This window comes from Phaeobacter inhibens DSM 16374 (assembly GCF_000473105.1).
In the GTDB taxonomy this organism is placed as follows: Bacteria; Pseudomonadota; Alphaproteobacteria; order Rhodobacterales; family Rhodobacteraceae; genus Phaeobacter; species Phaeobacter inhibens.
Map to the genome: position 1 here is coordinate 852,055 of NZ_KI421498.1, position 23,954 is coordinate 876,008.

Below are 23,954 nucleotides of genomic sequence, written 5' to 3' on the forward strand. Positions count from 1 at the left end.
CTGTGTGAGATGACCCGTCGCCCGCTAGTCCGCTGGGGCGCCGTAGCCGGTCATCTCAAGATACCCCTTGCCGACGTGACTGCCGCTGAGGCGCACCGGACCCTCCCAATAGGGAAAGGACATCTCCATCCAAGACTGCGGGTTCATCGCTGAGACACGAACGTCCAACCCGCGCGCAGGCAGGCGCAGCTGCCATTCTGTCGGCACCTTGTGCCCGGATACCTCAGTGAACGTGACGGGCGTTGCCTGCAGGCTGCCCGGCTCAAGCGGAGTTGGGGTGCCGTCGGCCGCAATCCATGTACCGGAGGTGAACAGGCTGGCACCGCGCAACTGGAAACCCATCAGTTTTTCACCGCTGTTAAACCGCAGCGAAAACCAGTCCCAGCCACTCTGATCTTCTGACAGCGGCTGGCTGGACCATTCACGATCAAGCCAGCCTTCCCCCGTCACCGCCACAGGTCCGTCCGGCAGGTCCAGCGTCCCGGTTACCCGGTAATGCGGTTGGGAATAATAGTAGCTCGCCTGCCCATCCGCTGATTTCACCGAATAGCCGGCGTCACCCTGCATCACCAGCGGCCCATCTGCGCTAAGCGACAGGTCATAGCGGAAGCTCTCGCCCGTTGCGCGCAAGGTCAGATCTCGCAGGTTTTGGTCGCGGCTGCGCATATGCCAATCGTCGATATAGGCCTCAAACGGCGCAGTGGAAACACCGGCCTGACCGATGCCGCCGCGGGCCAGCCGCTCGGCGGAGTGATGGGCGTCAGGCGTCGTCAACCCTGCGTGGCCCATCCAGATCTGTGGGTTGGTCCAGACCGATCCTGCGTCATCCTGCCTGTCGTCCCCGGGTCGCAGCGCTGAGCGAAACAGCGTCCATTGCACGCCGTAGTCACGCCCGTCGTCCCCGGTCAGGTTGGCCGTCAGATACCACCATTCAATTCGGTAGTCGGGATGGGGGGCGTGATCGCGTGGAAATACCAGCGGGCGACCGGGGACCGGCACGGCAAAGCCCTCCGCCTTGGTTCCCAATCCGGCATAGCCCTGCGCGGCAGCGTGCGGTGCGGGCAGCGCCAGCAATGTCGCCGCCAGGGTGAATTTGCTGACAACTGCCACAAGGGCGCCTTTAACGTTCATTGGCAAAGACCCTCAACAGATCGGCGGGTTTCAGCTTCGACAGCCGGCGGGCGGGCAGGGCGGCGGCGAGCGTTGCCGCAACAAGCGCCATCAGCAGCAATTGCAGCCAGTCCAACGGAAACAGCGACATCGGCAAACGCCAGCCAAAGGCCTCAACGTTGACGACGGCCAGAAGCGCCCAGCCCAGCAGCAACCCCAAAGGCAGCGCCAACAGTGCGGTCAGCCCCGCAAGGATCACGCTGCGCAGGATTTCATACCGGGCCAACTGTTGGCGCGTCAGCCCCATGGCCCAGATCGGCGCCAATTGCGGCAGGCGCTGGCTCCAGAGTGTCAACAGGCTGGTAAGCATGGCAAATCCAGCCACGCCAAAGGTCAGAAGGTTCAACGCCCCTGTCACCACAAAGGTCCGGTCAAAAATCGCCAACGACTGCGCCTTGAGCGCGCTTTGGTCGATAAAGGCGCTGCGCGGCAGACCAAACTCACGTTGCAGCGCTGCGCGGATCTCTGCGACCTCAGCAGGGGGCAACCGCAGACCAAACCGGCGGTTTTCGATCAGTGGACGATGCCGCAGCAGCGTTTCAAGCCCTACGATTGCCTGCGGGTTGGGATTTCCGTAATCGGAATAGACCCCGGAAATCCGCATCCGCCAGTCCGGCGCGATCATCAGCGTATCACCGGGACCCAGATCCGCGCGCCGCGCCAGCTGTTCATTGATCAGCGCGCCACGCCCTTCGGCGAGTTGCGGCCAGACCGCCGGCTCGGCCTGCAACAGCGGCCAGTTGTCGCGATAGGTGGCATCATCCACCACCCCGTAGACCTCCATCGGTGCGCCGATACCGTCTGGTCCCACATAACGCTCGTCACTGTGGCGGATCGGCAGGGTGCGAATTCCCCTGTCGGCAAGCCACGGCAGCACGTCTTTGGCCATCTCCTCCTGCGGCAGCGTCATATACAGCTCAGACGCCAATCGCTGATCCAGCCAGCCCAAAAACGTGAGGCGGAAGCTGGACACCATTGTTCCGACACCAATATTTGTCGCCAGCGCCAGCAGTAACGCCATCAGCGCCAGCGAAAGTCCGGGCAATTGCGCCCGCATATCCGCCCAGAGCCATAGCGTTACCGGCCGGCGCGCCAGCTGCACACCGACCGACGCCAACCGGGACAGGGCCAAGGGCAGCAGTAGCGCGGCCCCCAGCATCAGCCCCGCGAGAAAGGCAAACCCCGCAAGCAGCCCGTCGAACAGCGCGGGCATCGCGGCCGCGCCCAATACAAGAAGGGCGCCGGACAAAGCCGAGAGACGATGCCCGCGCAGGGCCTGCTGACCGCGTGCCGCCGCAGCCGGAGCCGCCAGAATGGGCAGGCGCGACAGGCTGACCCAGCTCTGCGCCCCGGCAAGTGCCATTCCCGCCAGCGCCATTGCCAGGCCGGAAAACACCCAGCCGAGCCGCAGTTGCAGGCTGCCATCCAGCGCTGCGCCATAGAGGCCTGATAGCGTCGCCCCAACGCCGGGGAGTAAGGCCGCAGCAATCAGGTAGCCCAGGAACAAGCCAAGCAGCGCCGCCAGTATTGTAATCACCAGAAGTTCTGCAAAAATAAGCCCAACCAGCGTATTAAGCGGCACACCTAAACTGCGCAGCGTGCGAAACAGGCCGCGTCGCTGCTCAATCCCCAGCGCGATCGTGCCCTGTACGATGAATAGGCCCACCGCAAAGGACAACAGTCCAAAAGCCGTGAGGTTGAGATGAAAACTCCGGGTCAACTGCGCAGTGTCCGCGCCAGTGGATGCCGTTTGCAGGCGCAGATGAGGGGCCAGTTCTGACAGTGGGCGCAGGCCGATCGGTTGTTCATCAAGCACCACCAACCGGCTGATCAGAAATGGTTTTCCCAGAAGACGCGCGACAGTTGAGATATCGCCGATCACAACATCGCGCGGCACCGTAGTGGTGCGTGTTACTGGCGGCAGGTTACGCGACAACAAATCAAGATCACTATCAGGATGCGCAAACAGATGACCCGGGGCCAGAAGCAGGTCGGCAGGGGTCAACGCCTCTTGCGCGCCTTCTTCGGAGGATGTGTCGGTCGCAGCCAGCCGGGCCATCATCGGGTGCGACAGGATATCGATCCCGATCACCTCAATATCCGCAGGCCCCGCTTCAGCTGTATCCTCCGTGAGTGTTCCGATCAAAACCGGTGACAGCTGCCAACCTTCACGTCGAAGCTCAACATATTGTCCCAGCTCGATATATCCATCCTGATTGGTCAGGTATGTCTGCCCGGAAGGGGAGATACGGGCCGCAGCCTCGGCGTAGCTGGCGCGGGCCTCTGCGTTGATGGCCTGCACCGCAGACCAGAGTGCCGTGGCCAAGGCGAGGCCGGTCACCAGCATTGCCAACTGTAGCGGGTGCAGGCGCCAATGAGACAGGATCGCCGAGAATGTTGCCCCGATCACGCCTTACCCTCGCGCAGGTTGCCATCGGACAAGGTGCCGTCACATGAGCGATCGTCCCGCAGGCGCCCCTTGCTAAGATGACGCTGCTGATCGAGCAGTTCAGCAATGGCTTGCGAATGTGTCACCAGCAGCAGGGCCGCACCGGTTTCGCGCACCAGATCTAGCATAAGCTCCATCACCGAAGCACTTGAACCTTCGTCAAGATTTCCCGTCGGTTCATCCGCGAGAAGGAGCTTTGGTCGCATGGCGAGCGCGCGCGCAATAGCAACGCGCTGTTGTTGCCCGCCAGAGAGCTGCTCCGGGTAGCGCTCTTGAAACTCCGCCAACCCAAGTCGCTCAGTCAGTGCCTTTATCCAAACCGGATCAACGCGCCCGGCCAATCGGGCATGAAGACTGATATTCTGCGCAACGGTCAAGGCGGGGACCAAATTGAATTGCTGAAACACCAATGAGACCTGCTGACGCCTGAGGGCAGCACGTCCCGTGTCATCCAGCTCTTCAAGAGAGATGCCATCCACCATGATCCGCCCGCTGTCGGCCTGATCCAAAGCGGCTGCCAGATGCAGAAGTGTGCTTTTTCCAGAACCGCTATCTCCGGTCAGCGCTAGGCTGTGCCCAGGTCCCAGTTGTAGTGATACCCCGTTCAGAACCGGAACATCACCGGAGGGGCCTTGATAGGATTTATATAGGTCCTCAATAATGAGCATCACTTTACAACCCCATGATAGTACAACAGTTTTCTGCGGCTCACGTTGTGTGCAACTCCGCACGGCAGGGATCAAATCCCGGCGCCGAATACTCCAGCACACAGCACAACATTGACGCACGGGGATCTAGCCCCCATTTGGACAGTGCCCATGCAATTCTGCGGGGCCGCTTAAATTAGGTTTTGCCATGTTGCTGCTCTCACCGCCATCCCGCCACCGCCGTGAAATTGTCGCACTGGCTATGCTGGCGTTCTGTCTGGGCGAACCTGCTCTGGCGGACTCTGAAAATACCAGTCGCGATGCGCTGTGCCGCAGCCGGGCGGAGGCCTATGCAGGAGCGCCCCGCAGCGACTCCGCCGACCACCTGAGACTGGGCAATGATCGCGTCGGGATCACGTTCTCCGGCACCGCCCGTATCGGGATCAGCGTGCAGGATGGCAAGGTCCGCAGCGCCGGCTCCCGTCGCGGGTCGGACGCCGAGGATCGTGACGATTATTTCAATACACCAGAGGCGCGCCGCAAACGACTGGTCAAGCAGCATTATCGCGATTGCATGTCCCAGCGCTGATTGAATAGACTGCGCGAAACCGCGATCTTGACCGATCCGGTCACAACAGATCCGGGCGCTGACCGCACGAAACCCGGCGCATGAGGGGCAGGGGGTATGACACTCATCCAACAGCTGCTGATGGGCAGCTTGTACCTTGCTATTTGCCTGGTGGTCGAAGCCGGATTGCTGGTCTTCTGCATCCATATATTGCGCGAACGGCTGGGTATTCTACAGCGCGGGCGACGGATCTTGCAAATCAGCGTTGTACTTGCGGTGGCGATCGGTCTGATCGTCTTTGCCCATACCTTGCAGGTCTGGATCTGGGCCACGGCGCTGATTTTTTCCGGCGCTATAGGTGATTGGAATACTGCGATTTATTTCTCACTCGCCACTTATACGACGTTGGGCTACGGCGATATTGTTCTGGGCGAGGGCATGCGGATCTTCGCGGCCTTTGGTGCGGTAACCGGGCTTTTTGCCTTTGGCATAAGCACGGCCTTTCTGGTCGCCGCCCTGCGTGAGGTCTTCCTTCTGGAAGAAACTGCGCCCGTGAAAGACCGCTGAGACGTCGCGGGCTGAGTTTACAGGACAGGGGCCAACAAACGGGCAACTGGCGCGCCAAAACGAATGCTGAGAGGTTGCGCCTCCAGGTCCGTCGTCAAAAGACGCGCGGAGGCCATGTCCTGCTCCAGCATATCGGCGACCTGATCCGCAGCCTCACTATCAAAACACAGTGCCATACTCTCGAAATTCAACCGAAACGACCGGTTGTCCAGATTCATCGTACCCACTGCCGCAATGCTGTCATCCACCACAAACACCTTCTGGTGAAGAAACCCGGCCTGATATCGGTATATATCGATACCAACATCGCGCAGGTCATCGAAATACGCATAAGCAGCCAGCCACGGGGCGTAGTGATCCGCAGTATCCGGCAGCAGGATGCGCACATCGACGCCGCGCAGGGCGGCATTTTTTAGTGCAGCCATAACATCCTGATCCGAAACGAAATATGGCGAAGATAGCCAGATTCGCGACTGTGCGGCGGCAATTGCAGAGAAATACAGCATGGAGCCGTTGACCGTGCTGTCGCCGGGGCCTGTTTCGATCACCAACGCAGGTTTCCCGCCCTCAGACACCGGCGCGCACTCCCACGTCAAAAGATCAAGGATCGGATCTTCTGTAAGCCAGAACCAGTCTTCGGCGTAGCCGAGCTGCAGTTGCTGGACTGCAGGCCCCCTGAGCCTCACCTGCGTATCGCGCCAGTCGCCAAATTTGGGATCGCGGCCCATGTACTCATCACCGATGTTCATCCCACCGGTAAAGCCGACCCGACCATCGACAATCACTGTCTTGCGATGATTTCGAAAGTTGAGATGAAAGCGATGTTTAGGGCCGGGTCGGGTGCTTGGATCAACCTGATTGACACCCGCTGCATCCAGATCTGCACGGTATTGCTGTGAAAGCCCATGGCTGCCAACCGCATCGGTCATAAACCAAACGGCCACCCCGCGCTCACGCGCCCGTAGCAGCGCAGATTTGAGCCGCTGGCCGATCTGATCGTCGCGCACAATATAGAAATGAACCAGAACATAGTCTTCGGCCGCATCAATGGCGTCGATAATCGCATCGCTGATGTCGGTGCCGTTGATCAGCAGCTCAAAGCTATTGCCCCGACAGACCGGATATCCGGCGAGCCGTTCGAAGGGCGCCTGATTCACCGCAAGCTGATCCCGGTCCTGAGTATAGCGGGTGGAATAGACCCGCAGCGCGTTCAGCACCCGTTCTGCCTCACGCCGTGTCGCGCGGTAGCGGGAGAATTTACGCTGCCCGAAGAAGAGATACAGCGGCAGCGCCAGAAGCGGCGCTGAGAGCAAAAATACCACCCAGCCAATAGCGCCCTGCGGCGTGCGGGCAGTGCGCGCCGCCTTGAGAGACGCAAGCCCCGCAAGCCCCCACATCAACAGCAGCGCAGATGTGCTTATCACGACCTCGACCATCACAGCGCCCCTCTGTGGCTCATCTTGAGCCCGACCCTACATTCGGTAGGCGCCTTTGGCTATATCTCCCTGAAAGGGCTGGTTTTTCGATCCAAGCTATGAGACCGTTTCGCCATGAGTATCCGTCCCTATGTCAAGCCCGGCGCCTATGCGTTGTATCTGGCCGCCAAGCGGTTCAACGACAAGAATGGCTGGGTGCTGAGCAGCCACATCGCCATGTCGCTGATGCTGGCCCTGTTTCCGTTCATCCTATTCACTGTGGCGCTGACCGGTGCGGTGGCGGGAGCGTTTTCCGATGGGATTGATCTGAAAAACCTGGTCGAGCTGGTCTTCGGGTCATGGCCCGACAGCGTCTCGGATCCAATTGTGCGCGAGGTTTATTCCGTCCTTGCAACCTCCTCGACAGGGGTGGTGACTTTGGGCGGTGTGATTGCGATCTACTTTGCCTCAAACGGGGTGGATGCGGTGCGGCTGGCGATGGTTCAGGCCTATCATGAGCGGGACCACAGGCCATTCTGGAAAACCCGAGGCCTGTGCATCGGTCTGGTGATCCTTGGTGGTGCTGGCATCATGGCAGCGGCCGTGTTTGAACTGATCCTGCCGCTGTATGCGCGCCATTTGGCCAGCTTCTTCCCGCAGGTGCCCCTTGCTCGCAACTGGGAAAGTGGCCTGAATGGCATATTGGTCGCCGTAATCCCGTTGATTGCTGTTTGCGCCTTTCACATGCTGCTTCCAGCCAAGCGACACCGGTTCACGCAGGTGCTGCCCGGTGTACTCCTAACGGTGGTTCTGTGGTGGGCTGCGGGGCTGGCCTTTGCCATCTATATCAGCAGCTTCGCATCGTATTCAGCCACTTACGCTGGGCTTGCCGGTGCAATGGCGGCGCTCATCTTTCTCTACCTCAACTCTGCCATTCTGATTCTGGGAGCGGAGCTGAACGGCGTATTGTTGCACCCCACCTCCAAGTCAAAAATCTGACGGGCAAGATATGTGCCATCGCGCGTAATTGTTTCGCAAATTGCAACAATAAGGCAGCTTTGCCACAATTGGGTCACGATCACGGCCCAGTGATCAATGTATCCTCAGATCATACCGGCCACGACAGCTCAGATGGTATGAGGATCAGATGCGTCTCTTGCAAAACAAACTTCCGACCCGCCCATTGGTCCAGCGCTTGCTTGAGCCCCGTGCGGGGCTGAAACCATCCACGCACACGGACATGCCGCGTGTGACCCTACGCTCGGAAGGCACTTCGCTGGAAACGCTTGCCCTGCAGACGATGGCACTCCGCTCGTTTGGTGCTGCGGTGCAGCCGCGCTGAGCTGAAATGTGCCGCAGGGACCCAACAGGGCAGGGCACGATACCCCACCCTGATTACCAATTCGCGTCAGCCTTCCGCCGCGTCTGACGCATCGCCGCGAAAACCGGTGGCGACCACGAATTTCTCGGAGCTGTCGGACCGCGAAGACGGTGGTTTGACATGGTAAACTTTGGTGAATTTCTGCTTCAGTAGTTTCTGCAACTCGCCCTCCGCACCGCCGGCCAGCACCTTCGCAACAAACGTCCCGCCATCTTCCAGCACATCGAAGGCAAAGTAAGCCGCCGTTTCGCAGAGGGAGATGATCCGCAAATGGTCGGTCTGTTTGTGACCCGAGCTGGCCGCAGCCATATCCGACATCACCACATCCGCCTTACCGCCGAGCCATTCCTTGACCTTGTCATCGGCACCGTCGTCCATGAAATCCAGCTGGTGGAATTCGGCACCGGCCAGCGGCTCCACCTCTTGCAGATCGACACCAATAATACGGCCAACCGCCTTACCCGGTTTTTCGCCCAGGGCGTTGATCCGCTTGACCGCGACCTGCGCCCAGCCACCCGGCGCACAACCGAGGTCAACAACCCGCGCACCATTGATGAGAAACCGAAACTTATCATCGACTTCCATGATCTTATAAGCCGCGCGCCCACGGTAGCCCTCGGCCTGCGCACGTTTCACATAAGGGTCGTTCAACTGCCTCTGCAACCAGCGGGTCGAGCTGAGTTTACGCCCCCGGGCGGTCTTGACCTTGACCTTCAGATCGCGCTGCCCGCGCCCGGAGGTGTTTTTGCCTGTGGGCGTTTTTCCCGTCGGTGTCTTTGCCATATCCGCTGTTCCTTGTCGCCCGTGACCACATCTGGTCAGCTATCGGACGCTCATATCCTGTGTGTAGCCGTCAAAACGGCCCGTCTTCCAGTACGCCATCGGCGCTCATCTGTGCATAAAGCAGACCTTCGCGCAGGCCCCGGTCCGCCACGGACAACCGATCTGTCGGCCAACACCGTAACAAGGCCTGCAGAATTGCCGCACCGGACATAATCAGCGCCTGACGGTCCTCGCCAATGCGCGGGTCACTGCGGCGCCCTTGAGGGCCGAGTTCTAGATAAGAGCGGATCACCTTGTCAATCTGATCGCTGGTCATCCGCAGCCCGTCCACCTTCGTACGGTCATAACGTTTCAGTCCCAGATGGGAGGCTGCAACGGTCGTCACCGTGCCGGAGGTTCCGACGATCTGAAATCCCTGCCGGGTCTGCTCATCCTTGTAGGGGGCAAAATCCGCAAGATTTTCCTCAAAAAACCAGCTCATCAGCGCGAACCGCGCGGCATCATCCTCCACATCGTGGAACTGATCGCGCAGCGTAGCCACCCCCAGGGGGACGGATATCCAGTCCACCACCTTCGCCGCGGGGAAGGGGCTCTCTGCCGGGTGGAACCCCGCATGAAGCCGCATGATCGCCGAGGGACGATCGCGCCGGGGGATAGAAGAAATATCGATCCAGACCAATTCCGTAGATCCGCCGCCGATATCCACCACCAGCAATTGATCCGTTTTGGTCGACACCAATGGCGCACAGGAAATCACCGCCAGACGGGCTTCTTCCTCTGGTTGGATAATTTCCAGCGTCAGGCCGGTCTCGCGGCGCACTTGGCGAATGAATTCGCGCGCATTCTTGGCGCGGCGACACGCCTCGGTCGCAACCAGCCGCATCCGTTTGACCCGGTTACGCTTGAGTTTCTGCTGACAGATGCGAAGCGCCTGAATGGTGCGCGCCATGGACGCGCGCGACAAACGCCCGGTCCGCTCCAACCCGGCGCCCAGTTGCACCGACTTTGAGAAGCTGTCCACCACATGGAAGCCGCTGCCCTTGGGTTGGGCAATCAGCATCCGGCAGCTATTTGTTCCCAGATCGAGCGCCGCATAGAGCGCATCAGGGTCTGGGCGGGCCGGTGCAGGGCTCTCTACCGCTCGGGGAAATGCGCCCGCACCTTTGGAACGCCTGGGCGCCATGATTCACGCCCTCCGATAATCGTGTTGATACAAGCATATGTGGGCGCATCGCTGCGTGCAAGATGGGCCGAACGCTACAATGACGATTTGCAGCAGCAGGAATTGACGTTTTTTGAACAGTTTTGAACGCTTTGCCGACCAAATTCATAAAGCTGTTGAATATTATGAGAGAGCTACGCAGTAGCCAGCGCCGGGCCGCGTTGTTATCCAGAAGCGACCCGGAAAAAGGTCGCTCAGAACCAACGTCAGGTCGAAATCCGACGAACGCGCCCGGCGATGCCACACTAGAAACGCATTTACACAGACGCAAAGGAAGCCAAGGCAATGCCCGACGTCACCATCGTATACTGGCGCGACATCCCCGCTCAGATCATCGTCGGCAAAGGCCGTCGCGGGGCAAAACGCCAATTGGAAGAGCGGTTTGAACAAGCCATCGACCGTGCCGCCATGAAGGTGAACGCGAAGGACGCTGATGCCTATCTCGCAGAGTGGCGCAAGGCGGCGCCCTATGCGGTTGAAGGTGAGCCTGCAGACATCGCAGAGGCCGAGGCCAAGCGTCTAGAAGCGGATTATGATCAGGACCGTCTGAAGACACTGATCGCCAACGACGGATGGGCATGAGCCTGACATCTTTATGGGAGGCCACGATGGCTTTGTTGAACTTCAAGAAACGCGATGCCGGTGCAGTCCAGCCCAGCAGCCCCGAGGTCGAGGCCTTTCTGGAAAACTACTCGATCGAGGTGATGCCGCGCACCGCAGCCAAGGTTGAGAACTTCCGCGATCTGCTGCCCGCAGGCACCCGCGTCTACATCGCCCATATCGAAGGCACCCCAATTGAGGAGATGGTGGAGACCGCCAAGCGCATCAATGCCGAAGGATTCCCTGTGATGCCGCATTTCCCCGCGCGTATCATCCAGGATGAGGCAACGTTGGCTGATTGGATCGCACGCTATCAGGGCGAGGCTGACGTCAAACAGGCATTGCTGCTGGCCGGTGGTGTGGCCAAGCCACATGGCGCATTCGACAGCTCCATGCAGCTCTTGGAAACCGGGCTGTTTGACAAGGCTGGTTTCAGCAATCTGCACGTAGCTGGCCATCCGGAGGGCAACAAGGATATCGACCCCGACGGCAGCATGAAGAACGTCTCTGATGCTCTTCTGTGGAAACAGAAATTCTCTGATCGCACGGACGCAAAAATGGCGTTGGCCACACAGTTCGCTTTTGAGGCAAAGCCGATTATCGAATGGGCAGACAGCATCAAGGCTGCTGGCGTTGACCTGCCGATCCATATCGGTATCGCCGGTCCGGCAAAGCTGCAGACGCTGATCAAATTCGCCATCGCCTGTGGTGTTGGCCCCTCCCTGAAGGTGCTGCAAAAGCGCGCGATGGATGTCTCCAAGCTGCTGCTGCCCTATGAGCCGACCGATGTGATTGCCGAGCTGGCCGCCCACAAGGTCGCCAACCCCGATTTCAACATCACCAATGTGCATTTCTTCCCGCTGGGTGGCATCAAGACCAACGCCACCTGGGCCATCAACAACGGCGGCGCAGCAGCGCAGCCGGTCAATTCCCAAGGATAAACAATGACCCGTACTGTCGTAGAATCTAAGACAAAAACCGCAATCCTGGGATTTGATGAGCCGTTCTGCGTGATCGGTGAACGGATCAACCCCACCGGCCGTAAGAAACTGGCCGCCGAACTGGAAGCGGGTGATTTCTCCACGGTTGAGAAAGACGCGCTCGCACAGGTGATGGCGGGGGCCAACATCCTCGATATCAATGCGGGTGTTGTCTACAACTCCAACCCAAACCCGAATGAGACCGAACCGCCGCTGATGACCAAGATCGTCGAGCTGGTGCAGGGCCTCACCGATACGCCGCTTTGCATCGACTCCTCTGTCCCCGGTGCGCTTGAGGCCGGCCTGCAGGCCGCCGAAGGTCGTCCGTTGCTGAACTCCGTCACCGGCGAGGAAGAGCGTCTGGAGCACGTGCTGCCCCTGGTCAAAAAGTACAATGTTCCGGTTGTTGCGATTTCCAACGATGACACCGGCATTTCCGAAGATCCCGATGTGCGCTTCGCCGTCGCCAAGAAGATCGTCGAGCGCGCCGCAGATTTCGGCATTCCTGCGCATGACATCGTGGTTGATCCGCTGGTGATGCCGATTGGCGCGATGGCAACTGCTGGTCAGCAGGTGTTTGCCCTGGTCCGCCGCCTGCGCGAAGAACTGGGCGTCAACACCACCTGTGGTGCCTCCAACGTCTCCTTCGGCCTGCCAAACCGTCACGGCATCAACAACGCCTTCCTGCCGATGGCCATGGGGGCGGGCATGACCTCTGCAATCATGAACCCGGTTGCTCTGCCGATTACTCAGAAGAAGATCGCAGAAAAGAAAGCCGAAGTTGAGGCCGCGGGCATCATCCTCCCCGAAGGTATGGAAGACGAGGCTTTCGTTCAGATGTTCGGTTTGGGCTCCACCAAGCCACGCGCTGGCAAGGAAATGGAGGCCATCCGCGCCGCCAACCTGTTGACCAACAACGACCCACATGGTGGGGAGTGGATCAAGGCCAACAAAGAGCCTGCCAAAGAGGGTGAAGAGGGCCGGGGCCGGGGTGGTCGCGCCGGTGGCCGCCGCCGCCGCGCCTGATCCGGGATCAGCGACACAAATAACAGAGGTCAGGCTTCGGTCTGACCTTTTTTCTTTTCAGCCCCAGCAGGACAGCGCCCAAAGATCCCAGCAGCTACCACATGGTCAGAACTGCAAGATAAGGCAGAGGCAAAACGAGCGACCCACGGGTAAAACCATTCCTTCATGGACGCAGGCCGCTCTCTCCCGCCCCGGATTTGTCGGGATTAACCAATAATAGTGCGCGAGCAGAGCAGCGTCCACTTCTGCCGCTCGGACCGGCAAGCCCTTGCCGTCCAGCTGCACGCGGACATCGCGTCTGCTCAGCGATCAGTTCTGACTTGGGAAAAGTGGCGCACCTGAGAGGATTCGAACCTCTGGCCTCTGCCTTCGGAGGGCAGCGCTCTATCCAGCTGAGCTACAGGTGCCTATATGGGTCATATAGCCGTCACAGGATGGGTCTGCAATGGCAAAAAACACCGGAACCATAATTCAATTCAGGCGTTTGTAGTCTATATGCAGTTGCTTCGGATAGCCCATGACGCGCAGTGAATTCCTTTGCCAAACCCCCTTTCAAGCGGAGCTTTTGCACGCAGCAAAAAACCCATGTCGCGTCGCAACATGGGTTTGCAAAGCCTCGGGACAGGCGGTCAGGAACGGGCGTGGTATCAGCCGTTCCAGCTGCGGACGACGCCACAGTCCATATGGACAAAGTTGGACCGATTATATTTGCCAACACCACCTGCACGGCAGGCCTGCGCAGCCTTGGCCATCTGCGATACCGATCGCGATGACAGGCGAAGATCTGCCGCCTGACCACGCATGTGAAGTGAATTTTTCGCAACCCCACGTGACCGGCTGCGCAACATGGCGTTGGTTTTCGGGCTCCGATAGCCCGACAGCATCATATAGGGTTCGTTCACATCAAGGAGGTTGTGCGATGCAGCCATGATATCAATGGTGCGCAGATCAATGTCCTTGACCTGATCGTTGCGCCAGTCGCGCATGAAGTGGTTCACTTCCTTCACCGCATCCTTGATGTATTTTCCGTCGATCCAATACACCATATCGATCCGCTCACCGGTGCGACCTGAGAACATTCGGATCCGCCGAATGTCGCCCGCGCCGCGCAAGAAGCCAGCTGCATTGGAGAAGGTCGGAGCGGCGACCAAAGTTGTTGCCGCGAACGCACCCAAAAGGGCACGACGGGAGAAACCCGATTTTTCAGTAGTAGCCATTGTCACTGCGCTGTCCCGTACGCCTGATGTCTCTGCCTGTGCCCGATGTTACGGACATAGTGTGGTCCTGTTTCCACGCGAGAATGTATTGCACATACAGAATCGCGCGCCAAGTTTTGAATGTTGCAGCTCGACATGAACTGTGAATTTCGGCAATTTTTTGCGCAAAAGGGAAATAAATGGTTAATTTCCCCTCAATGTGTCGTCGCAGCCACGGGCTGTATGGGCCCTATTGCGGCCCATAAGACGCAGGTGCCTGTTGCCTGTTTGCGCTGATCAGAATGTGAATGGACAGCGAGGGCTGGCGTTTACCAGGATTTCATGTAGGCAACCGCAAACTGTGAAAAGCAATTTATTTGAGGACCGTACCCATATGTCGCCTGTCATTGTGACCCGTGCCATTTCGACTGTTGGCCCGACGCTGAAGGCGGGGCTGTTTGCGCTTGCGCTTGGCGGCTTTGTACTCAGCGCACCCCATGGTGCCGTAGCGCAGGTGACCGCGTTTAAGCAAGCTGTTGCCGAGGCGGCCTCGGCCAGCGATCCGGTTGCACAGTTCTACCGCGAGACGGGGTACACCGCGATCTGGACCGGGAGCGATGATGCCGCCCGCGCCCGTCGCGCTGCATTGTTCCGCGCTCTGGGCGAGGCGCCAATGCACGGGCTTCCGGATCGGACATCGGAAATCAACACACTGATGGACGTCCTGCGCACGGTCCAGACCACGCGTGATCTGGGTCGGGCCGAGGTTGCAATGAGCCGGGCCTTGGTCGGCTATGCCAGTGATTTGCAAACCGGGCTCCTGCAGCCGCGCCAGATTGACGATGGCATTGTCCGTAAGAAGCATCAGCCTGATTTTGCCGCTTATCTGGCGGGTATTCGCGATCAGGCGCCGGTTGCGTATCTGCGTAGCCTCGCCCCGCAAAGCGCCCAATATCAGGCCTTGCTGCGTGAGAAGATGCGACTGGAAGCGCTGCAGCGGGCCGGTGGTTGGGGACCGCAGGTTGCCGCCAAGAAACTGGAGAGCGGAGACAGCGGTCCGGCGGTCATCGCGCTGCGCAATCGTCTTATCGCCATGGGCTATCTGCCGCGCAGTGCGGCGCGCCGCTATGATGGCGCGCTGGAGCGCGCAGTTCAGGCGTTTCAATCGGATCACGGCCTGACAGCTGACGGCGTTGCCGGTGGCGGCACTCTTGCGGAAATCAACAAACCGGTCTCGGCGCGGCTGAAATCAGTGCTGGTCGCAATGGAGCGTGAACGCTGGCTGACGCCTGAGCGCGGCACCCGCCATGTTCTGGTGAACCAGACCGACTTCACTGCCAAGATCATCGACAATGGCGAGGTGACCTTTGTGACCCGCTCGGTCATTGGCAAGGACAATGCCGACCGACGCTCGCCGGAGTTCTCTGATGAGATGGAGCATATGGTCATCAATCCCAGCTGGTATGTCCCACGCTCCATCGTGACCAAGGAATACCTGCCCAAGCTGCGCAACAATCCCAATGCGGTCGGCCATATCGAAATCACCGACAGCCGCGGTCGCAAGGTGAATCGCGCCACCGCTGATTTTTCCAAATATACCGCGCGGACCTTCCCCTTTGCGATGCGCCAGCCGCCCAGCCGCAAGAACGCGCTGGGGCTGGTGAAATTCATGTTCCCGAACAAATACAATATCTACCTGCATGACACGCCGCAGAAGAGCCTGTTCCAACGCGAAGTGCGCGCCTTCTCGCATGGCTGCATCCGCCTCGCGCAACCCTTTGAATTTGCCTATGCTTTGCTGGCTCGCCAGACCGAAAACCCCAAGGACTTCTTTCACCGCATTCTGAACAGCGGCAAAGAGACCAAGGTCGTGTTGGATCAGAAGGTGCCGGTTCATATCATCTATCGCACCGCCTTTGTGACACCTAAGGGGCAGCCGGAGTACCGGCGGGACATCTATGGCCGTGACGCCAAGGTATGGGCCGCACTGGAACGGGCAGGGGTGGTGTTGCCGGGCGTACAAGGGTAATCCTCGGGCCTAAAGGCAACAGACCGGAAGGGCCCGATATGTTTACAGTCCGCGAAATCGCCACCTCGCTTCAGGCAGAGGCTGAGGGAGATCTGGATCTGACGGTCCTGCGTGCCGCTGAACCTCAGGATGCCGGGCCGGATGATCTGGCGATGGCGATGGCCCCCAAATATGCCGAGAGCCTGGACGAGGGCAGCGCCCGCGTGGGCCTTGTCTGGGAAGGTGCTGACTGGCAGGCCATGGGCCTGCAGGCGGCAATCTTTGCACCGCGCCCGCGCTTGGCCATGGGCGGCATCACCCGGCTGCTGGATCCCGGACAGGGGTTTGGGCCGGGCGTTCACCCCAGTGCTGTTATCGACCCCGAGGCCGAACTGGGCGACGGTGTCTGTGTCGGCCCGCTGGCAGTTATCGCTGCTGGCGCGCGCATTGGCGCAGGCTCGGTGATCGGGCCGCAATGCTACATCGGTGCGGATGTGACCCTCGGCCGGGACGCCCAACTACGCGAAGGTGTCAGCATTGGCGCGCGCGCGACTATCGGCGACCGGTTTCGTGCCCAACCCGGTGCGCGGGTTGGCGGCGATGGGTTTTCCTATGTCACCCCTGAGGTGTCAGGCGTGGAAACCGCCCGCAAGACCATGGGTGATCAGGGCGAGACCAAAGCGCAAAGCTGGCTGCGCATCCATTCGCTGGGAGCCGTGGACATCGGTAATGATGTCGAGCTTGGCAGCAACTGTACCATCGACAACGGCACCATCCGCAACACGGTGATCGGCAGCGGCAGCAAGCTGGATAATCTTGTGCATGTCGGCCACAACACCCGTGTCGGCAAGGATTGCCTGCTCTGCGGGCAGACCGGGATTTCCGGCTCGGTCGATATCGGCAATAACGTGGTTCTGGGCGGGCAGACCGGCGTTGCCGACAATATCTTCATCGGCGATGGCGTGATCGCAGGGGGGGGCACCAAAATCCTGTCCAATGTACCAGCGGGTCGCGTGGTGATGGGATATCCGGCTGTCAAAATGGAGACACATACCGAGATGTATAAGGGGCAGCGACGCCTTGGCCGTCTGATGCGCGACATTGAAGCGCTGAAGAAGGCGGTTTTCAAATAACGGCGCAGCAACTACATCACGCAGAATACCATTGATCAGGGGTCCCTTATGAGCACACAGGACAAGGTCATCGCCATCATTGCCGAACAGGCTGTGCTGGAGCCATCGGATGTGACACTCGACAGCACGCTGGAGGATCTGGGGATCGACAGCCTCGGCCTCGTCGAGAGCATCTTCGCCATTGAGGAAGAGTTTGATATCACCATTCCTTTCAATGCCAATGAACCGGAAAAAAGCGATTTCGACATCTCCAACGTGGCAGCAATTATTGCGGGCATCGACAAGCTGATTTCAGAAAAATGACAATGCGGATTCGGCTTGGAGACGACAAATGAACCGGGTTGTCATCACCGGGATGGGGACGATCAACGCGCTTGGACACACTGTGTCCGAGACGATGACCTCAATGGCCGAGGGGCGCTGCGGCATTGGCGAACTTGAGTTTCAAGATGTCGATCGTCTGTCCATCCGAATTGGGGGTCAGGTGCGCGGGTTTGAGGCGGAGGGTCGCTTTAACCGCCAGCAGATGAGCCTTTATGACCGGTTTACCCAGTTCACGTTGACAGCCGCCAAAGAGGCGATAGACCAATCCGGTCTGGAGTTTCATGGCGAGCTGTCGCAGAAATCCGGCGTGGTACTTGGCACGGCCGGCGGCGGCGTATCGACTTGGGACGATAACTATCGTTCGGTCTATGAGGCGGGGAAGAACCGTGTCCATCCCTTCGTCGTTCCAAAGTTGATGAACAACGCCGCAGCCAGTCACGTCTCCATGGAACACAATCTGAAGGGGCCAAGTTTCACGGTGTCCACCGCCTGTGCCTCCTCCAATCATGCGATGGCACAGGCGTTTCAGATGGTCCGCTCCGGGATGGCGCCGGTGATGATCACAGGCGGGTCGGAGTCGATGCTGTGCTTTGGCGGGGTGAAGGCCTGGGAGGGGTTGCGGGTAATGTCACGCGATGCCTGCCGTCCCTTCAGCGCCAATCGTAATGGGATGGTGCAGGGCGAAGGCGCCGGCGTGTTTGTCTTCGAAGACTACGAGCACGCCCGCGCCCGCGGTGCCGATATCATTTGCGAGGTCATTGGCTTTGCGATGTCATCGGATGCCGCCGATATCGTGATGCCCAGCAAACAAGGCGCAGCGCGGGCCATTGCTGGCGCCTTGCACGATGCGAAGCTGAACCCGGAGGATGTCGGCTATGTCAACGCCCATGGCACAGGGACTGCCGCCAACGACAAAACCGAATGTGCCGCGGTGGCTGATGTCTTTGGCCCGCACGCTGATAATCTGATGATATCTTCCACCAAGTCCATGCACGGCCACCTGATTGGCGGCACAGGCGCGGTGGAGCTGCTGGCCTGCATCATGGCTCTGCGCGACGGAGTTGTGGCGCCCACCATCGGTTATGAGGAACCCGATCCCGAATGCGCGCTCGATGTGGTGCCGAATGAGGCGCGACAGGCCGATGTGACTGTCGCCCTCAGCAATGCCTTTGCCTTCGGTGGGTTGAACGCGGTGCTGGCCCTGCGAAAGATCTGAGCGCGCAGCCGGACACCCGGAAGTAAAACATAAAAAACCGCCACGATCCGGGCCCAGATCGCGGCGGTTTTCAGTATGGGCGTTTGTGCCTGGTGACTTACTGTTTCACCACATCCACAACGTTATAGCCGGCGGTAAAGCCACTCAGCGACAGCTCCATATTGATCACCTGATCAGGGGCGGGTGCCGGGCGCAGACTCAATGTGGCTTTCTTGCCTTTTTTGAAGGCTGAGATGTCGGTCTCGGTAAGGCCGATCTGCGCCACACAACCCATCGGGTTGCAGAACGAGTAATTATACCGCTTGCCCGGTGCGCCATCAATGGAGATGGTCAGTGCTGCGGGCAGCAGCGTTTCCAGCGGAACAATGACCGTGGCGCCGGCAACTGCCTGGCTGCCTTCCTGATTGATCCGGAACATCGAAAACTCTGCCATCGGGTTCCCGGACGTATCGGTCATGATCTGCAGCAGTGAGCAGGGGTCGCTTTCTTCTTCGGTCTTGACGCAGGCCAGATCCCAGTCGCCGTGAGTTTCTTTGGAATAGCGCTGGCCCAATTGCGGGCCGTCCTGCACGGGCTGGCCTAGATCCAAGACGTCATCGGCCTTCGGGGCCTCCGTCGTGGCCTCTGCGGCGGGCTGGCTCTCTTCGGTCTCGGCCGCCCCAGCGGTGTCCTGCGCCATCACGGGCAGCGGCAGCGCCATCAGCGCGGCCAGGGTCATCGGGGTCAGGGACTTGATCATGATTGCCTCATCTATCCTGTGTTATCGGCCCGATGTAGCATGCCCTAAACCCGGTGTCAGTCCCATAACCATCTCAGGCCCCAGCACTGGCGGGGAATTGATTGGATTGCACGTCAGAGATGGAAGCCGCTGGATTAAAACAAAAAAGGGAGCAAAGAATGCTCCCTTTTTCGTATTTTTTCTCCCCGTCGGACTGGCCGACTTAGTTATTGGGAGGACGTTACGAAAGGGTCGGCCATCGGTCAACATGCAAAGAGAAAAAAATGTCGCAGTTAAGGGATTAATTGACGCCTTCGCATAACGCGCGCGCAATGGGCACGAAACACGCCTGACATACAGGGGGACAGCCACCGGAATGCCCAATAACGCGGCACAAAAAAAGGCCGTGCGCGAAGCACGGCCCAGTCTGACAGGGAGGAAATGTCCGCCGAACCAACCGCATGATGGTCGACGGGCAATTATCACTCTCGCATTCAAAGGTTAATTTTGTATTTTCATTTCACAGAAACCGCAGTGTGCGGGATGACAACAGCCGGGGGCAGATCATGCAGGACAAGTTATTTATCGGGGGCGGTGGTGAAAACTATGCGGATCCGCAGGCGCTCACGCTCAAATACGCCAATCGTCATGGGTTGATCGCAGGCGCAACCGGCACCGGCAAGACCGTTACCCTGCAGATCCTGGCAGAGAGTTTTTCCAATGCGGGCGTTCCGGTGATCTTGTCAGATGTGAAGGGCGATCTTTCCGGGCTCGCGAAATCCGGCAGCGCCACGCACAAGCTGCACGACGCCTTTACCAGCCGGGCCGACAAAATCGGATTTAGCGACTATAGCTACCATGCCTGTCCGGTCACCTTCTGGGATCTCTACGGCCAACAGGGCCATCCGGTACGCACCACTGTCGCCGAGATGGGGCCGCTGCTGCTTGCGCGATTGTTGGAGCTGAGCGAGGCACAGGAGGGCATTCTGAACATCGCGTTCCGTCTCGCGGATGAGGAGGGGCTGGCGCTGCTGGATCTGAAGGATCTACAGGCGCTGCTGGTCTGGGTGGGGGAAAACCGCGCGCAGCTATCGCTGCGCTACGGCAATGTCTCTACCGCCTCAATCGGGGCAATCCAGCGCCGATTGCTGGTGCTGGAAAACCAGGGCGGCGCGCAGCTCTTTGGGGAACCTGCGCTGGACCTTGCCGATCTGATGCGCTGCACGGCGGATGGGCAGGGCATGGTCAATATCCTCGCTGCGGACAAGCTGATGGCTGCACCGGGATTATATGCAACATTCCTGCTCTGGCTGCTCAGCGAGCTGTTCGAAGAACTGCCGGAGGTGGGCGACCCTGACAAACCGAAGTTGGTCTTTTTCTTCGACGAGGCGCATCTGCTGTTTGATGATGCCCCCAAGGCGCTCATAGACAAGGTGGAACAGGTGGCGCGTCTGATCCGTTCCAAAGGGGTCGGGATCTATTTTATCACCCAGAACCCGGCTGACGTGCCGGAAGACATCCTTGGCCAGCTTGGCAACCGCATCCAGCACGCACTGCGAGCGTTCACCGCGCGCGACCGCAGGAACCTGCGCATGGCGGCGGAGACCTATCGAGAGAACCCGCGGTTTTCGACTGAAGAGGCCATCCGCGAGGTTGGCGTTGGCGAGGCGGTCACCTCTATGCTGCAAAAGAAGGGCATCCCCGGTGTTGTAGAACGCACGCTGATCCGCCCACCCAGTTCCCAACTGGGGCCGATCACCGCCGCCGAGCGTGCGGCGTTCTTGCAGACCTCAGATATGGCGGGAAAATACGATCAGACCCAGGACCGACGCTCCGCTTATGAGATTCTGGCGGAACGCGCTGCCAAAGCCGCTGCTGAGGCTGAGGTCGCAGAGGAAGCGGCCGAAATCGCACCGGAACCCATGGCGCGTGAGTATAACGCCGGGCGACGTTATTCCGGGAGCCGGGTCAGCCGTTCGTCATCACGGCGAATGAAACCGCGCGACAGCTTTGCCTCCGCCATGTCCGAAGCGGTGATCAAGGAGCTGAAGGGCACAACCGGACGTCGGCTTGTTCGTGGCATTCTCGGGGGGCTGTTCAAGGGGCGCTAAGCCTCTCGTCCGATAGCCGGACCAAAAGAAAACGCCGCCCGGGATACCCACGGGCGGCGTTTCGATTTTTATGGGCCCGGTTGTCAGACCGGTAGCGCATCTCCGAATTTACCGTTCCGGGATCAGGCCACGGGGGCTGAAGCGCAACACCAGCAGCAGGATCAGACCCATGGTCAGCAAACGCATATGCGACGCACTTTCCAACAGATGAACCTTGAGCGCGTTGGTGTCCGCCATGCCTGCGGTCAGCGTTTCGATCAGCAGAATGCCCATCGGCTCCACCTTGATCCACAGGAACCAGATCAGCAAACCACCCAGCACCGCGCCAAAGTTGTTGCCGGACCCGCCGACAATCACCATCACCCAGATCAGAAAGGTGAAACGCAAGGGGTTATAGGTGCCCGGTGTCAGCTGGCTGTCCAGCGTGGTCATCATCGCCCCGGCTATGCCACAGATCGCAGAGCCAAGGATGAAGATCTGCAGATGGCGGCGGGTCACATCCTTGCCCATCGCCTCGGCCGCCACCTCATTGTCACGGATTGCATGCATCATACGGCCCCAAGGGCTTTTCAATGCCATCTGCGCCATCCACAGCAGCGCCAGCAACACAACGGTGAACAACAGCGAATAGCCCAGCTTCACATAGAGCGTGGAGGCCAGAACCGGATCCAGACCATAGTCCGCTGCCTTGGCGGCAAACGCGGCATCGTTCTGCAGATCAACCTCATAGGGCAGGGGCCGGGGCAGGCCGACGACGTTCTTCACGCCGCGCGACAACCAGTCCTCATTCTTCAGAACCGAGATGATGATCTCGGCAATGCCAAGCGTCGCAATCGCCAGATAATCGGACCGCAGACCCAGCGCCGTTTTGCCGATCAGCCAAGCAACACCTGCCGCCAGCAGACCGCCTGCAGGCCAGGCCAGCAGCACCGGCAGGCCAAGCCCGCCAAGGTTGCCTTCAAGTGCGGGGTTGATTGCCTCGACGCCGGCCACCGCCGGGTCAAAAATCGCCCGGTAAACCACGAAGCCCAGGATCAGCACCGCCAGCAGCACCGCAATACGCAGCTTACCGGCAGGCACCATCCGCATGGTTGCAACGGCCGCAACCAGCGTCATCGCCCCCATGGCCAGAGCCATGATGATCCCGACACCGCCCTGGCTCCACGCGCCCGGTGTTGGCGCGGTGGACACCAGTACGACGGCCAGACCACCCAAGGCGACAAAGCCCATGATGCCGACATTGAACAAACCGGCAAAGCCCCACTGAAGATTGACGCCAATCGCCATGATGGCCGACACCAATCCCATATTCAGGATCACCAGAGCCGAGTTCCAGGACCCGGAGAAGAAGAGGAAATTGGTGCTGCCTTCAAGCAGGATCAGCACGCCAACAAACAGAAACAGCAGGGATGTTTTGACTGTCTCGCTCATACCACTTTTCCTTTGAAAAGGCCCGTGGGCTTGAACAGAAGCACGACCACAAGGATCGCAAAGGACACGGCGAATTTGTAATCCGTGCTCAGAAGCTGGACGAGGCCATCCGGTTTCATCGTTTCAGGCACAACATAGGTCAGCACCTTTTTCCACGCATAGGTGATCGTCACCTCGGAGAATGCGATGATGAAGCCACCCGCAATGGCACCCACCGGGCTGCCCAGACCGCCAACGATGGCGGCGGCAAAGATCGGCAGCAGCAACTGAAAATAGGTGAAGGGTTTGAAAGACTTATCCAAACCATACAGGACACCGGCAATGGTCGCGAGGGTCGCAACGATCAACCACGTGTACATCACCACCCGCTCCGGGTTGATACCCGAGAGCAGCGCCAGATCTTCGTTGTCTGAATAGGCGCGCATGGATTTGCCGGTGCGGGTCTTGTTCAGGAACCAGAACAGCAGTGCCACAACCACAACCGCAGTGATCACGGTGATCCCCTGCGTGGTCTTGATCGCCAGACCTTCGCGCAGGCCGGTCAACGCCTTGAAATCCCGCGCGGAAATGATGAACCTCTCGCCGTCAGCAAACCGCTGGTCACCCGGCCCGATGATAAATCGCACAAGGCCGTTCATCATGAACATCACCCCAAGCGAGACCATGACAAAAATCACCGGCTTGGCCTTTTGCGCGCGGTAGAACCGATAAACGGTACGATCCGTAATCAGCATCAACAGCATACAGCCCGCAATACCGATAGGCAGCGCCAGCAGCGCAGTCGGCAGGGGGCCAAAGCTGATGCCCATCGACTGGAACCACCAGGTCACGAGAATGGTGATCATGGTACCAAAGGCCATGGTGTCGCCATGGGCAAAGTTCGAAAACCGCAGCACCGAATAAATCAGCGTCACGCCAAGCGCACCAAGCGCCAGTTGACTGCCATAAGCGATTGCCGGAACCCCGACAAAATTGGTAAGCGCCACAAGGGCGTTGAGGAAGTCCATCT

Annotated in this window: 22 protein-coding genes and 1 tRNA gene; 12 read left to right on the forward strand and 11 right to left on the reverse strand. The window is 59.3% G+C overall.

The window, feature by feature from the left end; genetic code table 11:
• Window positions 1-24: 24 nt before the first annotated feature.
• From INHI_RS0107735 to INHI_RS0107745, 3 genes are read right to left on the reverse strand one after another with little or no spacing between them, the layout of a single operon-like run.
• Window positions 25-1,131: a lipocalin-like domain-containing protein gene (locus INHI_RS0107735; RefSeq protein ID WP_051338960.1), complete on the reverse strand. Its 1,107-nt coding sequence runs from the start codon at window positions 1,129-1,131 to the stop codon at window positions 25-27.
• Window positions 1,121-3,580, reverse strand: coding sequence for an FtsX-like permease family protein (locus tag INHI_RS0107740; RefSeq protein WP_027247295.1), 2,460 nt, complete (start codon window positions 3,578-3,580; stop codon window positions 1,121-1,123). Before INHI_RS0107740 ends, INHI_RS0107735 begins: the two co-directional genes overlap by 11 nt.
• Window positions 3,577-4,287, reverse strand: coding sequence for an ABC transporter ATP-binding protein (locus INHI_RS0107745; RefSeq protein ID WP_027247296.1), 711 nt, complete (start codon window positions 4,285-4,287; stop codon window positions 3,577-3,579). Before INHI_RS0107745 ends, INHI_RS0107740 begins: the two co-directional genes overlap by 4 nt.
• 187 nt (window positions 4,288-4,474) lie before the next feature.
• Between INHI_RS0107745 and INHI_RS0107750 the strand changes: the two genes are divergently transcribed.
• Together INHI_RS0107750 and INHI_RS0107755 are read left to right on the forward strand one after the other, a co-directional pair.
• Window positions 4,475-4,855 (forward strand): hypothetical protein, encoded by a 381-nt coding sequence (locus INHI_RS0107750; protein ID WP_014874717.1) that lies wholly within the window; start codon window positions 4,475-4,477, stop codon window positions 4,853-4,855.
• Window positions 4,856-4,951: 96 nt separating this feature from the next.
• The gene (locus INHI_RS0107755; protein WP_027247297.1) at window positions 4,952-5,401 is read left to right on the forward strand and encodes a potassium channel family protein; all 450 of its coding nucleotides are present in this window, start codon (window positions 4,952-4,954) and stop codon (window positions 5,399-5,401) included.
• A 17-nt stretch (window positions 5,402-5,418) separates the two neighbouring features.
• On the opposite strand, the gene cls is transcribed toward INHI_RS0107755, so the two are convergent.
• Window positions 5,419-6,837, reverse strand: coding sequence for a cardiolipin synthase (gene cls, locus INHI_RS0107760; protein WP_027247298.1), 1,419 nt, complete (start codon window positions 6,835-6,837; stop codon window positions 5,419-5,421).
• A gap of 114 nt (window positions 6,838-6,951) precedes the next feature.
• On the opposite strand from cls, the gene INHI_RS0107765 reads away from it, so the two are divergent.
• Together INHI_RS0107765 and INHI_RS0107770 are read left to right on the forward strand one after the other, a co-directional pair.
• On the forward strand, window positions 6,952-7,815 hold the full coding sequence (locus tag INHI_RS0107765) for a YihY/virulence factor BrkB family protein (protein ID WP_027247299.1): 864 nt from the start codon (window positions 6,952-6,954) through the stop codon (window positions 7,813-7,815).
• A 148-nt stretch (window positions 7,816-7,963) separates the two neighbouring features.
• On the forward strand, window positions 7,964-8,158 hold the full coding sequence (locus tag INHI_RS0107770) for a hypothetical protein (RefSeq protein WP_027247300.1): 195 nt from the start codon (window positions 7,964-7,966) through the stop codon (window positions 8,156-8,158).
• A gap of 66 nt (window positions 8,159-8,224) precedes the next feature.
• Here INHI_RS0107770 and INHI_RS0107775 read toward each other — a convergent pair whose 3' ends face one another.
• Window positions 8,225-8,980, reverse strand: a complete 756-nt coding sequence (locus INHI_RS0107775) for an RlmE family RNA methyltransferase (protein WP_014874713.1) — start codon at window positions 8,978-8,980, stop codon at window positions 8,225-8,227.
• A gap of 70 nt (window positions 8,981-9,050) precedes the next feature.
• A complete protein-coding gene (locus INHI_RS0107780; protein WP_014874712.1) occupies window positions 9,051-10,163 on the reverse strand; it encodes a Ppx/GppA phosphatase family protein in 1,113 nt (370 codons plus the stop codon).
• A 324-nt stretch (window positions 10,164-10,487) separates the two neighbouring features.
• Between INHI_RS0107780 and INHI_RS0107785 the strand changes: the two genes are divergently transcribed.
• Genes INHI_RS0107785 through INHI_RS0107795 form a run of 3 tightly spaced genes read left to right on the forward strand, consistent with a single transcriptional unit; the run spans window position 10,488 to window position 12,808 of the window.
• On the forward strand, window positions 10,488-10,784 hold the full coding sequence (locus tag INHI_RS0107785; protein WP_014874711.1) for a virulence factor: 297 nt from the start codon (window positions 10,488-10,490) through the stop codon (window positions 10,782-10,784).
• 26 nt (window positions 10,785-10,810) lie between these two features.
• Window positions 10,811-11,743, forward strand: a complete 933-nt coding sequence (locus tag INHI_RS0107790; RefSeq protein WP_027247301.1) for a methylenetetrahydrofolate reductase — start codon at window positions 10,811-10,813, stop codon at window positions 11,741-11,743.
• A 3-nt stretch (window positions 11,744-11,746) separates the two neighbouring features.
• Window positions 11,747-12,808, forward strand: coding sequence for a methyltetrahydrofolate cobalamin methyltransferase (locus INHI_RS0107795; RefSeq protein WP_014874709.1), 1,062 nt, complete (start codon window positions 11,747-11,749; stop codon window positions 12,806-12,808).
• A gap of 330 nt (window positions 12,809-13,138) precedes the next feature.
• Here the strand turns inward: INHI_RS0107795 and INHI_RS0107800 are convergent.
• Window positions 13,139-13,215 (reverse strand) — tRNA-Arg (locus INHI_RS0107800).
• Window positions 13,216-13,455: 240 nt separating this feature from the next.
• Complete coding sequence (gene mepK / locus INHI_RS0107805; protein ID WP_027247302.1) at window positions 13,456-14,025, reverse strand: peptidoglycan L,D-endopeptidase MepK; 570 nt, start codon at window positions 14,023-14,025, stop codon at window positions 13,456-13,458.
• A 373-nt stretch (window positions 14,026-14,398) separates the two neighbouring features.
• Between mepK and INHI_RS0107810 the strand changes: the two genes are divergently transcribed.
• The 4 genes from INHI_RS0107810 to INHI_RS0107825 are packed head-to-tail and all read left to right on the forward strand — an operon-like array spanning window position 14,399 to window position 18,685.
• Window positions 14,399-16,033 (forward strand): L,D-transpeptidase family protein, encoded by a 1,635-nt coding sequence (locus INHI_RS0107810; protein WP_014880026.1) that lies wholly within the window; start codon window positions 14,399-14,401, stop codon window positions 16,031-16,033.
• Between the two features lie 38 nt (window positions 16,034-16,071).
• Entirely contained in the window at window positions 16,072-17,145 is a 1,074-nt protein-coding gene (gene lpxD, locus INHI_RS0107815; RefSeq protein WP_014880025.1) for a UDP-3-O-(3-hydroxymyristoyl)glucosamine N-acyltransferase, read from the forward strand.
• Between the two features lie 48 nt (window positions 17,146-17,193).
• Window positions 17,194-17,448, forward strand: coding sequence for an acyl carrier protein (locus tag INHI_RS0107820; protein ID WP_014874705.1), 255 nt, complete (start codon window positions 17,194-17,196; stop codon window positions 17,446-17,448).
• A 28-nt stretch (window positions 17,449-17,476) separates the two neighbouring features.
• A complete protein-coding gene (locus INHI_RS0107825; protein ID WP_014880024.1) occupies window positions 17,477-18,685 on the forward strand; it encodes a beta-ketoacyl-[acyl-carrier-protein] synthase family protein in 1,209 nt (402 codons plus the stop codon).
• 97 nt (window positions 18,686-18,782) lie between these two features.
• Here INHI_RS0107825 and INHI_RS0107830 read toward each other — a convergent pair whose 3' ends face one another.
• The gene (locus tag INHI_RS0107830) at window positions 18,783-19,424 is read right to left on the reverse strand and encodes an invasion associated locus B family protein (RefSeq protein ID WP_014874703.1); all 642 of its coding nucleotides are present in this window, start codon (window positions 19,422-19,424) and stop codon (window positions 18,783-18,785) included.
• Between the two features lie 545 nt (window positions 19,425-19,969).
• Between INHI_RS0107830 and INHI_RS0107835 the strand changes: the two genes are divergently transcribed.
• A complete protein-coding gene (locus INHI_RS0107835) occupies window positions 19,970-21,514 on the forward strand; it encodes a helicase HerA-like domain-containing protein (RefSeq protein WP_014880023.1) in 1,545 nt (514 codons plus the stop codon).
• A gap of 108 nt (window positions 21,515-21,622) precedes the next feature.
• On the opposite strand, the gene INHI_RS0107840 is transcribed toward INHI_RS0107835, so the two are convergent.
• Together INHI_RS0107840 and INHI_RS0107845 are read right to left on the reverse strand one after the other, a co-directional pair.
• Window positions 21,623-22,945: a branched-chain amino acid ABC transporter permease gene (locus INHI_RS0107840; protein ID WP_027247304.1), complete on the reverse strand. Its 1,323-nt coding sequence runs from the start codon at window positions 22,943-22,945 to the stop codon at window positions 21,623-21,625.
• Window positions 22,942-23,952, reverse strand: a complete 1,011-nt coding sequence (locus tag INHI_RS0107845) for a branched-chain amino acid ABC transporter permease (RefSeq protein WP_014874700.1) — start codon at window positions 23,950-23,952, stop codon at window positions 22,942-22,944. Before INHI_RS0107845 ends, INHI_RS0107840 begins: the two co-directional genes overlap by 4 nt.
• Window positions 23,953-23,954: the final 2 nt, after the last annotated feature.